Here is a 12,572-nt window from a genome sequence, read left to right as displayed (position 1 = left end):
TGGTGCGCAGCCTGCCCGCCGCGCAACCGGCCGGCGCCTACAGCCCCTGGTCGTTCACGGCCCAGTCGACCAATGCGTCGAAGGCCGGGCGCGCGGCGGCGGCGTTGGCGTCGTTGGCGATCGCCACCAGCACCCAGCGCCGGCCGCTGGCGCCGTCCACGTAGCCGGCGATGCCGGAGGCGTCGCGCAGCGTGCCGGTCTTCAGGTGCGCCGAGCCGCCGGAGCGGATCTGCCGCCGGCGCAGCGTGCCGTCCACGCCGATGGCGGGCAGCGAGGCCAGCAGCTCGGGCATGGCGGGCGACTTCCACGCCACCTGCAGCATCCGGCCCAGTTCGGCGGCGCTGATGCGCTCCTCGCGCGACAGGCCGGCGCCGTTGTCCAGCGTGGGCACGCCCTCGCCGGTGCCGATGCGCTCCTTCCACCATTGCCGCACGGCCGCGCGCGCCGCCTCGAAGCTGCCGCGCCGGCGCTGCGTGAGGCCCAGCGTCAGGAAGACCTGCTGCGCCATCACGTTGTTGCTGAACTTGTTGATGTCGCGCACCACCTCGGCCAGCGGCGGCGACTCGAACTCGAAGGCCGGCTGCAGCCCCGGCGGCACGCCGCCGTCGCGCACCTGGCCGCGCAGCACGCCGCCCGCCTGCGCCCACAGCCCGGCCACGGCGCGCAGCGCGTGGCTGCGCGGGTCGGCGTAGGCGACGGCCCAGGTCTTCTCGCCGCAGGCGGCCGGCAGGCTGCCGGCGAAGCCGATGCGCAAGGGGTCGGCCAACTCGGGGCGCAGCGCGGCGCGCCAGTCGCCGCAGGCGCCGGGCGCCAGGGGCACGGCGGGCTGCATCGCCACGCCGGCCAGCGGCGGGTCGTAGCTCACCTGCGCGGCCTGGCCGTTCGGCTGCGGCGAGAAAGTCATCACCACCGAGCGGAAGTTCACCAGCAGCGCGTCGGGCGAGGCGTTGTAGGGCCGCAGCGGCTCGCCGTCGAAGGCGGCCGGGTCGGACTCCACCGTGGTCTCGAAGGCGCTGCGGTCCAGCACGATGTCGCCCGCGATCTCGCGGATGCCCAGGCCCTGCACCCGGCGCAGCAGCAGCCACATGCGCTCGATCACGAGCTTCGGGTCGCCCTGGCCGCGGAGGTAGAGGTTGCCGTGCAGCGTGCCGTCGATCAGGCGGCCGTCGGTGTAGACCGGCGTGCGCCAGGTGTAGGCGGGGCCGAGCAGGTCCAGCGCCGCGTAGGTGGTCACCAGCTTCATGATCGAGGCCGGGTTGACCGGCACCTGCGAGCGCCACGCCAGCCGGGGCGGGCGCTGGCCCTCGGCGTCGGCCACCAGCAGCGTCACCGCCTCGCGCGGCACCTTGGCGCGGGCCAGGGCGGCGTCGACCTCGCGCGGCAGCGCCTGCTGGGCCAGGGCCGGCGCGGCGGCGGCGGCGAGGAGGAGGGGGAGGGCGGCGATCGGGGCGGGAAGGAGGCAGCGCATGGGCGCAGGATTATCCGAAGCGTCCGGCGCGGCCCCGACGCCGGCCCTCGATAATCCCGAGATGCCTGTTGCCGCCCGCCTGCTTTCGCGTCCCTCGCCACGGGCCGTGGGCATCGGCGCGGCCGTGGTCACGGTGGCGGTGTGGACGGGCTTCATCCTCGTCGCTCGCGCCTCGGCGGCCCGCTCGCTCGGGCCCTTCGACATCGCGCTGCTGCGCATCGTGGGCGCCAGCCTGGTGCTGGTGCCCTGGGGCGCGTGGCTGGTGGCGCGCGAGAAGCGGCGCGGCGGCGCGCCGTCCGGCGGCCCGGCGCCGCATTCGTTCTTCGGCCTGTCGCCGCTGTCGCTGCGGGTGAGCGCGCTGGCGGGCGTGTTCGGCGGGGTCGCCTACGCCAGCTTCGCGTATGCGGGCTTCTTCTACGCGCCGGCGGCGCATGCCTCGGTGTTGCTGCCGGGCAGCCTGCCGCTGTGGACGGCGCTGCTGGCGGCGCTGGTGCTGGGCGACCGCATCACGCCGCTGCGGGCCGCGGGCCTGCTGCTGATCGTCGCCGGCGACCTGCTGGTGGGCGGGCGCAGCCTGCTGCAGGCCTTTGGCGGCGGCGAGGTCTGGAAGGGCGACCTGCTCTTCATGACCGCCGCCTTCACCTGGGCCTGCTACAGCGTGGTGGTGCGCCGGCACGGGCTGGATGCGGTGCGCGCCACCATCGCCATCACCGTCTTCGCCCTGTTCACCTACGTGCCGGTCTACGCGCTGCTGACGGCGGCCGGCGTGCTGCACAGCCGGCTGGCCGCCGCGCCCTGGGGCGAGATCGCCTTCCAGATGCTGTTCCAGGGCGTGGGCTCGGTGGTGGTCTCGGGCATCAGCTTCACCCGCATGGTCGGCCACTTCGGGCCGGTGCGCTCCACCATGATCACCGCGCTGGTGCCGGGCCTGTCGGCGCTGGGCGCGGTGCTCTTCCTGGGCGAGCCGCTGAACGCCGGCCTGCTGGCCGGGCTGGCGCTGGTGACGGCCGGCATCCTGTTCGGCGTGCTGCGTGCGCCGGCCGCGCGCGCCGCCGTCCTGCCGGCAGGGAGGCGCTGCGATGCTTAGGGCCTGTGAACGCCATGGAAGGGGATCGCGTTGCTTCGCAAAGGGGCTGGATGCAAGGCGCCCGCGCGCAGCAAGGCTGGGGCCTTGCAAGCGCGGGCAACGCCGCAGACGGCCCCTTTGCGAAGCAACCCGGAGGGAAGCTCATCGCAGCCCGCCCCTCAGCGTTGCGCTCCTTGTGCGTGCGGACGCACGCACGGCGTCGCGCGCCTTGATGGACGGGCTGCGATGAGCTTCGCGACCCCTTCCATGGCGTTCACAGGCCCTAGCCTGCTGGCCTTCGACACCAGCACCGAGGTGCTGTCCGTCGCCGTGCGCCGGGGCGGCGCCGTGCTGGCGCGCAGCGGGCCGGGCGGCGCCGAATCCTCCGCCACCCTGATCCCGCTGGTGCAGGCGCTGCTGGCCGAGGCGGGCCTCGCCATCGGGCAACTGGACGCGGTCTGCTTCGGCCGCGGCCCCGGCTCCTTCACCGGGCTGCGCACCGCCTGCGCCGTGGCGCAGGGCCTGGCCTTCGGCGCCGGCCTGCCGGTGCTGCCCGTCGACACGCTGCACGCCGTGGCCGAGGAGGCGCACCATGCCGCCGGCGCCGCGCGCGTGGTGGCGGTGCTCGATGCGCGCATGGGCGAGGTCTATGCCGCCGCGCATGCCTTCGACGGCGGCGCGCACCCGCTCGGCGCCGCCGCGGCCGAGGCGCGGCTGCTGTCGCCGGAGGACGTGGCCGTCCCCGCCGGCTGGACGCTGGCCGGCAACGCCTTCGCCGCCTGCGGCGAGCGCCTGCCGCAGGATGCGCCGCGCGTGCAGGCGCTGCCCACCGCGGCGGCGATCCTGCGCCTGGCGCCCGCGCTGCTGGCCGCCGGCGCCGCCGTGCCGCCGGAGCGGGCCTGGCCCCTCTACGTGCGCGACAAGGTCGCGCAGACCACGGCCGAGCGCGCGGCGGCCAGGGGAGTTGCCACATGAGTGCAGTGCTCGATGCCAGCGAAGCCCGCCTGGGGCCGATGACCATCGACCACGTCGATCGTGTGGTGGCGGTGGAGCAGCTCGCCTACAGCCATCCGTGGACGCGCGGCAACTTCATCGATTCGCTGCACGCCGGCTACCACTGCCAGGTGCTCGAGGGTGGCGGGAGTGTGGCCCCCACGCTCCCCGCCGTGCGTGGTTCGCTGCCCCCCGAGGGGGCGCTCGCCGCCCTGGGGCGGCCCCGCGGCGGCGAGAGCACCCTGATCGGCTACTTCATCGCCATGAAGGGCGTCGACGAGGTGCACCTGCTCAACATCACCGTGGCGCCGCCCTTCCAGCGCCAGGGCTGGGCGCCGCTGATGCTGGAGGCGCTGGCCGGCTGGGCGCGCGGCCAGCAGGCGCAGTGGCTGTGGCTGGAGGTGCGCACCGGCAACCGGCGCGCGCAGGAGGTCTACCTGCGCCACGGCTTCCGCCGCGTCGGCGTGCGCAAGGGCTACTACCCGGGCTTCGCCGGCCGGCGCGAGGACGCCATCGTGATGAGCCTGCGCCTGAACGAGCCTGCCAGCGCCTGGGGGAGCCTGCAGCGATGAGCGCCGCCCGGCCGCCCGAAGGCGCTCGCACCGCAGCGCGCAGCGCGGAGGTTCGCCTGTGACCCTGCTGCTCGATGCGCGCCGGCGCGCCATGCTGGAGGAGATGGGGGTCAAGGTCTGGCTGCCCGCGGCGGCGCCCGCGCCTGTCGCCGTGCGCGCAGCGCCGGATGCCGACGTGGCAGCAGCAGCCGTGGTGGAAGCGCCCGAGCCTTCGCCGCCGCCCCATCGACCGGCGCCGCCCGCGCGCACCGCCGCACCGAATCCACCCGCCGCGCCCGCCGCCCACCCGCCCGCCGCGGCCGGCACGCTGCGCCTGGCGCCGCCGCAGAGGCTGTATGCCCAGGCCGACGCGCCCGCGCAGGGCGGCTGGCTGGTGGTGGCCGACATGCCGCCCGGCGCCGACGGCCGCCACGGCCCGCCGCTGGCGGGCGATGCCGGCCGCCTGCTCGACCAGATGCTCAAGGCCCTGCGCCTGCCGGCCGGCCCGGCGCCGGTGCACCTGCTGCGCGCCCACCGGCCCGGCCCCGTCGCGGCGCCGGCCGGCGAGGACGAGGCCGACTTCGACACCGGCTTCGCCGCCTGGGCCGCGCCGCTGGCACCGCGCATCGTGCTGGCCATGGGGCCGCTGGCCGCACAGCGCCTGCTCGGCCGCACCGAGCCGCTGGGCCGCCTGCGCGGCCAGGTCCATGCGCTGCCGGCGCTGGGCGAGGGCGTGCAGCTCGTCGCCACCTACCACCCGGCCTACCTGCTGCGCAACCCGGCCGACAAGGCACGCGCCTGGGCCGACCTGTGCCTGGCGGCGGCCTGCCTGGACGGGACGGCCGGCTGACGGCCGCGCGCCGCCGGGCCGGCCTGCGCGGTCAGGTCAGAAGGTCCAGCGCATGTCCGCCTTCAGCCCGTTGTAGGTGGTGCCGCCGGTGAACTGCGTGCCGTAGGTGACGCCCAGCGTCATGTTGCGGCCCAGGTTCAGGTCCACGCCGGCGTCCAGCACGAAGGCCTCGCGCGCCAGCGGCGTGCCCAGCACCGTGAACTGGCTCAGGCCGCCGTACAGGCCGAGGCGGGCGCTGGGCGTGACGTCGCCGTCCACCACGCGCCGCCAGCCGGCCGAGCCGCGCAGCGTCGCCTCCACGCCGCCCAGGCTGGCGCGGGTGGACGCCCGCAGGCCCAGGGTGGCGAAGGTGGTCTTCGTGCTGTCGCCGCGGCCGCTGAGCGCGGCGCCGCTACCCAGGCCCTGCTCGTTGATGCTGCCGCTGCGCACGTCCACGTGCGCCAGGCTGGCGAAGGGCTCGAAGGCGGTGCGCTCGCCGGCGTCGATGCGCCAGCCCACCTCGCCGAAGGCCTGCACCGTGCGCAGCGCGTAGCTGGCGCGCAGCCCGTCCGTCACGCCGGTGAAGGCGACCGTGCGCTGGGTGGTCAGCGACTGGCGGCTCAGGCTCGCGCCGCCGCGCACGCCCAGCGCGCCCCACTGCGCGCCGCCGTAGGCGCCCAGGTGCCAGGCGTCGCCGCTGGCCTCGCCGCGGCGTTGGCCGGCGTCCAGGCGGGTGTGGCCGAAGCCGGCGAACACGCCGGCGCGGGCGCTCTCGCCCACGCGCCGGTCGGCGCCGATCAGCAGGCCGCTGGTGCTGCGCTCGCTGTTGGCGGCGTTGCCGTCGCCGCCGGCCTCGGTGCGCCCGCCGTAGGCGCGCGCCCACACGCTGCCCTGGCTGCCTTCGCTCAACTGCGTGGCGCCGGCGGCGGCGGTGCCGACGCCGCCCAGGCTCTGGCGTGCGCGGTCCAGCACGGTGTCGCGCACCAGGTGGCTGTCTTCCACCGCGGCCGACTTCACGCTGGCGTGCAGCTCGCCCGAGAGCTGGTCGAAGGCCACCAGTGCGTTCGACCGGTCGAGCTGCACCACGGCGCGGTACAGCGGCGTGGCCGCCAGCGGCTCGATCGCGCCGGCGCTGGCCTTCTGGTTCCAGGTCACGCCCACGTCGGAGAAGCGCACGTCGTTGCGCATCAGCGTCAGCGAGGCAGTCTGCGCGCCGTACTCGATGGTCGGCGTGAGGAAGGCGAAGTTGGAGTTAACGGCGCCGAACTGGCCGGCGATGCCGCCGTCCGCCTTCAGGATGGTGTAGCTGCCGTAGGGGTTCCAGTTGCCGTCGGCCAGCAGCGCGATGGCGGAGGCGCCCTGCACGGTCGCCCTGCCGCTGACCAGGATCTGGTCGCTGCGGCCGTCGGGCGAGGCCTCCACCTGGTAGGCGGCGCCGCTGGCCAGCGTCAGGTCGCCGGCCACGTGCAGCGTGCCGATGGAGTTGCCGGGCGCCACCAGCGCGCCGCCTTCGACCACCGTGCTGCCCACCGTGCCGTTGCCCTTGAGCGTGGCGCCGCCGGCCACGCTCAGCGTGCCGCCGAGCCGGCCGTTGACCGCCAGCGTGCCCGCGGCCACGCGGCTGGCGCCGGTGAAGGCGCTGCTGTCGCCGGTGAGGTCCAGCGCGCCGGCGCCGGTCTTGGTGAAGCTGCCGCTGCCGGACATCGCGTTGGCGAAGCCGGCCGCCGTGCCCTGGTCGATGACCAGGGCTGCGTCGTTGACGATCGCGCCGCTGCCGAAGCTGGCGGCGTGGCCGGCCAGCGTGCCGTTCAGGATGCGCGTGCCGCCGGTGTAGCCGTTGGCCGCGGCCAGCGTGGTGGTGCCGCCGCCGCGCTGCTCGACCGCGCCGCTGCCCGAGATGGTGCCGGCGAAGGTGGTCGCGTCGCTGCGGTTGAAGGCGAGCGTGCCGTGGTTCGCCACGTCGCCGGCGATCGAGCCGCTGGTGCCGCCGTCGCCCAGCTGCAGCGCGCCGGCGGCGATGGTGGTGCCGCCCGTGTGGCTGCTGGCGCCGGTGAGCGTCGTCGTGCCGCTGCCGCGCTGCTCGACCGCGCCGCTGCCCGAGATGGCGCCGGCGAAGGTGGCCGCGTCGCTGCGGTTGAAGGCGAGCGTGCCGTGGTTCGCCACATCGCCGGTGATCGAGCCGGCGGTGCCGCCATCGCCCAGTTGCAGCGTGCCCGCGGCGATGGTGGTGCCGCCGCCGTACGTGTTCGCCGCCGCCAGCACCAGGGTGCCGCCGCCGTCCTTGACGAGCGCGCCGCTGCCGCCGATGACGCCTGCGACCGTGTGGACGGTCGCCGTGTCGCTGTGCAGGGTGCCGCCGCCTGCGCCCAGCGTGAGGGCCCGCGCCGAGGTGGTGCTGGACGTCGTCTGCAGGGCGCCGCCGTCCAGCGTCAGCGCGCCGCCGGCGTCGCCGAGCGCCGCGTCGTCGGCGATGCGCAGTGCGCCGCCCGTCACCTGCCAGGGCGTCACGGCGGCCGTGCTGCCGGTCAGCGTCCAGGTGCTGGTGCCCTCCTTCTCGAAGCCGGTGAAGTGGCGGTACTGCGCGGCCGCGCCGATGGCCGAGGCGTCGAAGGCGCCGTCGGCGCTGCCGGTCAGCGCCAGCGTGTCGCCGCCGGCGGCGGTCGCCACCACATTGCCGGTGATGGCCGAGGTGTTCAGCAGCTCGAGGCGGTTGCCGCCGCCGCTGAACCGGATCGCGTCCGCCCGTTCGCCGCCGCCCGCCGCCAGGCCGCCGCTGATGCTGCCGCCGTTGGTGATGCGGACGTCGCCGCTGGCGACGATGCCCACGCCGCCCGCGGCCGGCGTGTTGAGGTCGATCAGCGTGTTGCCCGCCGGCCCGCCGTTCCCGCCGGCGATGCTGCCGCTGTTCACCACGACCGTGCTGCCGGCGAGGGCCATGCCCGTGCCGCCGCTGCCGCCGCCGCTGGCCACGCCGACCGCGCCGATGCCTCCGGCGCCGCCCGCGCCGCCCTGGACGGCACCGCTGTTCCGGATGGTGACGCCGCCGGCCGTGCTGTTCAGGCCGGTGCCGCCGTCGCCGCCCCGCCCGGAGACGAGCACGGCGATGCCGCCCCGGCCGCCCGCGCCGCCGGCCACCGTGCCGGCGTTGTCGATCGCGGCCTGCGCCGCGTCGTTGTGCAGGCCGGTGCCGCCGTCGCCGCCGCGCTGGCCGAACGTCAGGGCGACGACGCCGCCGTTGCCGCCGGCCCCGCCGGTGAAGGTGCCGAAGTTGGCTGCGCCGGCGGCGCCGGCCTCCACCGTCACCGCCGTCCCGCCGTGGCCGCCGGCGCCCAGCAGGGGGCTGCTGCCCTTCGTCCCGGTGATGCTGCCGGCTGTGACCGCCGCATCGCCCAGCCGCAGCATGCCGGCCGCGACCTCGGCGCCGCCCGCCAGCGCGACGTTGCCCGTCAGCGCGAGCGCGCCGGCGCCGGTCTTGACCAGCCTGCCGTCGCCGCCCAGGGTGTTGGCCATGCTGACGTCGGCGGCCTGGTCGAGCACCAGCGTGGCGTCGTTCAGGATGCTGCCGCTGCCGAAGGCGGCAGCATGGCCGACCAGCGTGCCGCCGCTGATCGTCCAGGGCGTGGCCGCCTTGCTCGATCCGGTCAGCGTCCAGGTGCCGCCGTCGGCCTTCTCCAGGCCGGCGAAGTTGCGGTACTGGCTCCCGATCAGCCCCACGTCGAAGCTGTCGCTCCCGGCCCCGCCGAACACGAGCTGGTCCGCGCCGCCGGCCACGGCCACCACGTTGCCCTCGATGGTCGAGCCGGTGTTGATCTGCAGCGTGTTCTTGCCGCCGGTGAAGGTGACGGCATTGGCCTGGGCGCCCGTGCCGCCGTCGGCCCGCCCGCCGCGGATGGTGCCGTTGTTGACGACGGACAGATTGCTGCCCGAAATGCCCGCGCCGCCGGCAGCCGTGCCGGCCCCACCGCTGATCACGCCGCTGTTGCGGATGGCGAGGGTGCTGCTGCCGCCGCCCGTGCGGCTCACGCCGTCGCCGCCGATGCGGCCCGCGCCGCCGGACATGCTGCCGCCGGCGTCGTTCGTCAGGGTGCCGCCCTTGGAGCCGGCCCAGACCACGCCCTGGCCGCCGAGGCCCTGCGCGCCGGTGCCGGCCGCGCCCTTGCCGCCCATGCCGCCGCTGCCGCCTGCGATGGCTCCGCCATTGGTCAGCGTACCGGTCCCGGCGCCCGACCAGGCGATGCCGGCACCGCCGTCGCCCCCGCTGCCGCCGGCGCCGCCGCCGGCCTGGCCACCGTTGCCGCCGTTCCCGCCGAGGGCGGACGCGCCGACGTCGATAGCGACATTGCCGCTCGTGCGCAGCACGCCCATGCCGCCCTCGCCGCCGCCGCCGCCACCGCCCCAGCTGTCCTGGTTGAGGCCTGCGTTGCCGCCGTTGCCGCCATTGCCGCCCAGGGCCTTGCCGGTGACCGTATGGGTGGCAAGGATGCCGAAGAACATGTCGACCGCCAGGCCCGCGCCGCCGCTGCCGCCGCCACCTGCACCCAGGTCGGACCATCCCGGGTTTGAGGGAATCACGACGGACTGGCCGTTGCCGCCGGAGGAGCCCGTGGCGTTGTGGGTGCTGGCGCCCAGCGTCACCCGGTCTCCGCGCGCGCCGCCGTTGCCTCCGAGGGCGCCGGTCTGGCCGCCTCGGCCGCCTGCGCTGCCGATGCCCGTGCCGAGATTCGTGCCGCCCCCGCCCCCGCCGCCGCCGACCGGGAAGCTGCTGACCACGCCAGAGGCGCCCGTCGCTCCGGCGGCGGATGTGCCGCCGGCTCCCCCCGCGACCGCGCCGCTGTACGTGGCGCCGCCAGTGCCGCCGGCGGCCCAGGCGCCGCCGACCGCCAGGGACACGATCGCGGCGGCGCACAGCCGGGCGGTCGGCGAGAGACGGAAGGCGGGCGCGCCGGCGCGCCCGGGCGTCTCATCCTGGACGGTGCTGCTGCCGCGGGCGTGCGCCACCTCGGGCACCACCTGGGCCGTGCCCAGGGCTTGGTTGAAGATGACGCGATGGATGCGGTTCATGACAGGTGTTGTCTATCTTTATTAGTACAAGATACACATTGTCACGACATCAGTTAACAATTGTCATCAGCAAATCTTGGTTCAGGGCTTTTCGTGCAAAAGTTCACATCGAATCCAAAAGTACGCTAGAGGCACCGTGCGGTGTGGCGGTGCAGGGCGCCACCTAGAATCGGATCCATGGCTTTCATCGACCAGTTGCGCGCCGCCCAGCGCCAGAACCGTTCCCTGCTGTGCGTGGGGCTGGATCCGGAGCCATCGCGCTTTCCGGGAAAGATGAAGGGCGATGCCGGCAGGATCGGTGAGTTTTGCGCGCAGATCGTGGATGCGACCGCCGACTGCGTGATCGCCTTCAAGCCGCAGATCGCCTACTTCGCGGCACACCGCGCCGAGGCGCAGCTCGAATGGCTGATCGCCCACATCCACAAGGTGGCGCCGCAGGTGCCGGTGATCCTGGACGCCAAGCGCGGCGACATCGGCTCCACCGCCGAGCAGTACGCCGTCGAGGCCTTCGAGCGCTACGGCGCCGACGCGGTGACGCTCTCGCCCTTCATGGGCTTCGATTCGGTCTCGCCCTACCTGAAGTACGCGGACAAGGGCGCCTTCCTGCTGTGCCGCACCAGCAACCCGGGCGGCGCCGACCTGCAGGGGCAGCGGCTGGCCTCGGTGCCGGGCGAGCCGCTGCTGTACGAGCACGTGGCGCGGCTGGCGCAGGGCCCGTGGAACCTCAACGGCCAGCTCGGCCTGGTGGTGGGCGCCACCTATCCCGACGAGATCGAGCGCGTGCGGGCGCTGGCGCCCACGGCGCCGCTGCTGATCCCCGGCGTGGGCGCCCAGGGCGGCGACGCGGCGGCCACCGTGCGCGCCGGCTGGCGGCCGGACGCGCCCATCGTCGTGAACTCCTCGCGCGCCATCTGCTATGCCTCGGACGGCGACGACTTCGCCGCCGCCGCGCGCCGAGAGGCGCTGCGCACGCGCGACCTGCTCGAAAACGCCAAGCCGTCCTGACGCGCCTCCGGCGCCCGATGCGGTGTAGCCTGCGGCCTTTCGTCCGCCGGAGACACGCATGACCACCTACCACGGAAGCTGCCACTGCGGCGCCATCGCCTTCGACGTCGAGGGCGAGCTGCAGGGCGCCGTCGCCTGCAACTGCTCGATGTGCCAGCGCAAGGGTTCGCTGCTGTGGTTCGTGCCGCGCCCGCAGCTCACGCTGAAGACGCCGCCCGAGGCGATGCGCAGCTACCGCTTCAACAAGCACCTCATCGCGCACCATTTCTGCCCGACCTGCGGCATCCACCCCTTCGGCGAGGGCACGGCGCCGAACGGCGCGGCGATGGCGGCGGTCAACATCCGCTGCCTGGAAGGCATCGAGCTGGACCAGGTGCCGGTGCAGCACTTCGACGGCCGCGCGCTGTGAGCGCCGACGCCGAACGCGCGCCGTACCCGCTGGAGGGCGGCTGCGCCTGCCGCCAGGTGCGCTATCGCCTGCTCACCCCGCCGCTGTTCGTGCACGCCTGCCACTGCCGCTGGTGCCAGCGCGAGACGGGCAGCGCCTTCGCGCTCAACGCGATGGTGGAGGGTGAGCGCGTGGCGCTGCTGGCCGGCGAGCCGGAGATGGTCGACACGCCCTCCGAGAGCGGGCGCGGGCAGCGCATCGCCCGCTGTCCGCGCTGCCGCGTCGCGCTGTGGAGCCACTACGCCGGCGCCGGGCCGACGGTGAAGTTCCTGCGCGTGGGCACGCTCGATGCGCCCGACCACCTGCCGCCGGACATCCACATCTTCACCGCCTCGAAGCAGCCGTGGGTGGTGCTGCCGCCCGATGCGGCCGCGGTGCCCGAGTACTACGATCGCCGCGCGTACTGGCCCGAAGCCGCACTGGAGCGCTGGCAGGCCTGGCGCGAGCGGCACCCGCAAGGACGACACCCATGATCGACACCGCCTTCCTCCCCTCGCCGGCCGTGATGCTGGCCTTCGCCGCCGCCAGCCTGGTGCTGGCGCTCACGCCGGGCCCGGCGGTGCTGTTCGTGGTGGCGCGCACGCTGGCGCAGGGCCGCCGCGCCGGGTTGGCCTCGGTGGCGGGCGTGGCGCTGGGCAACTTCGGCAACGCGCTGGGCGCCGCGCTCGGGCTGGCGGCGCTGTTCGCCATCTCGTCGCTGGCCTTCACGGTGGTCAAGTGGGCCGGCGCGGCCTACCTGGTGTGGCTGGGCCTGAAGGCGCTGCGGCCGCCGCGCGGCGACGCGGCGGGCGAGGACACCGGCCTGCCCGTGCGGCCGGTGCGGCCGGCCCGCCTGTTCCGCGACGGCTTCGTGGTGGCGCTGCTCAACCCGAAGACGGCGCTGTTCTTCGCCGCGTTCCTGCCGCAGTTCATCCGCCCCGGCACCTCGCCGGCGCTGCAGATCATGGGCTTCGGCGCCGCCTTCGTGGCCATCGCCGGCTGCACCGACTGCCTCTACGTGCTGGCCGCCAGCCGGCTGCGTCCCTTCTTCTCGGCGTTGCGCGGCGGCGCCGCGTGGGGGCGCTGGGTGACCGGAGGCACCTTCATCGGGCTGGGCGTGTACACGGCGCTGTCGGGCTCGCGCGCGCGGCCCGCGGGCTGAGTTCTGCCGC

Annotated in this window: 10 protein-coding genes; 8 read left to right on the top strand and 2 right to left on the bottom strand. The window is 75.2% G+C overall.

Annotated elements, in window-relative coordinates; all coding sequences use genetic code 11:
- Nucleotides 1-37: 37 nt before the first annotated feature.
- Nucleotides 38-1,468, bottom strand: a complete 1,431-nt coding sequence (dacB, locus tag Q392_RS01310) for a D-alanyl-D-alanine carboxypeptidase/D-alanyl-D-alanine endopeptidase (RefSeq protein ID WP_038200431.1) — start codon at nt 1,466-1,468, stop codon at nt 38-40.
- 61 nt (nt 1,469-1,529) lie between these two features.
- Here dacB and Q392_RS01305 point away from each other — a divergent pair, with 61 nt between their 5' ends.
- The 4 genes from Q392_RS01305 (at nt 1,530) to Q392_RS01290 (ending at nt 4,928) form a co-directional block, all read left to right on the top strand.
- Complete coding sequence (locus Q392_RS01305) at nt 1,530-2,555, top strand: DMT family transporter (RefSeq protein ID WP_038200430.1); 1,026 nt, start codon at nt 1,530-1,532, stop codon at nt 2,553-2,555.
- A gap of 246 nt (nt 2,556-2,801) precedes the next feature.
- A complete protein-coding gene (tsaB, locus tag Q392_RS01300; protein ID WP_038200549.1) occupies nt 2,802-3,509 on the top strand; it encodes a tRNA (adenosine(37)-N6)-threonylcarbamoyltransferase complex dimerization subunit type 1 TsaB in 708 nt (235 codons plus the stop codon).
- Entirely contained in the window at nt 3,506-4,099 is a 594-nt protein-coding gene (locus Q392_RS01295) for a GNAT family N-acetyltransferase (protein WP_038200429.1), read from the top strand. The genes tsaB and Q392_RS01295 overlap by 4 nt, the downstream gene beginning before the upstream one ends.
- A 58-nt stretch (nt 4,100-4,157) precedes the next feature.
- Nucleotides 4,158-4,928 (top strand): uracil-DNA glycosylase family protein, encoded by a 771-nt coding sequence (locus Q392_RS01290; protein ID WP_038200428.1) that lies wholly within the window; start codon nt 4,158-4,160, stop codon nt 4,926-4,928.
- Between the two features lie 36 nt (nt 4,929-4,964).
- Here Q392_RS01290 and Q392_RS01285 read toward each other — a convergent pair whose 3' ends face one another.
- Nucleotides 4,965-9,968: an autotransporter domain-containing protein gene (locus Q392_RS01285; RefSeq protein ID WP_038200427.1), complete on the bottom strand. Its 5,004-nt coding sequence runs from the start codon at nt 9,966-9,968 to the stop codon at nt 4,965-4,967.
- 177 nt (nt 9,969-10,145) lie between these two features.
- On the opposite strand from Q392_RS01285, the gene pyrF reads away from it, so the two are divergent.
- The 4 genes from pyrF to Q392_RS01265 are packed head-to-tail and all read left to right on the top strand — an operon-like array spanning nt 10,146 to nt 12,562.
- Nucleotides 10,146-10,973 (top strand): orotidine-5'-phosphate decarboxylase, encoded by an 828-nt coding sequence (gene pyrF, locus Q392_RS01280; protein WP_038200426.1) that lies wholly within the window; start codon nt 10,146-10,148, stop codon nt 10,971-10,973.
- Between the two features lie 58 nt (nt 10,974-11,031).
- Nucleotides 11,032-11,382, top strand: a complete 351-nt coding sequence (locus tag Q392_RS01275) for a GFA family protein (protein WP_038200425.1) — start codon at nt 11,032-11,034, stop codon at nt 11,380-11,382.
- Nucleotides 11,379-11,894 (top strand): GFA family protein, encoded by a 516-nt coding sequence (locus Q392_RS01270; RefSeq protein ID WP_038200424.1) that lies wholly within the window; start codon nt 11,379-11,381, stop codon nt 11,892-11,894. Before Q392_RS01275 ends, Q392_RS01270 begins: the two co-directional genes overlap by 4 nt.
- On the top strand, nt 11,891-12,562 hold the full coding sequence (locus Q392_RS01265; RefSeq protein ID WP_038200423.1) for a LysE family translocator: 672 nt from the start codon (nt 11,891-11,893) through the stop codon (nt 12,560-12,562). The genes Q392_RS01270 and Q392_RS01265 overlap by 4 nt, the downstream gene beginning before the upstream one ends.
- The last annotated feature ends 10 nt before the right edge of the window (nt 12,563-12,572 follow it).

The sequence above is a fragment of the Xenophilus azovorans DSM 13620 genome (assembly GCF_000745855.1).
Taxonomy (GTDB): Bacteria; Pseudomonadota; Gammaproteobacteria; order Burkholderiales; family Burkholderiaceae_C; genus Xenophilus; species Xenophilus azovorans.
This window is presented reverse-complemented; position numbering and strand designations above follow the sequence as displayed.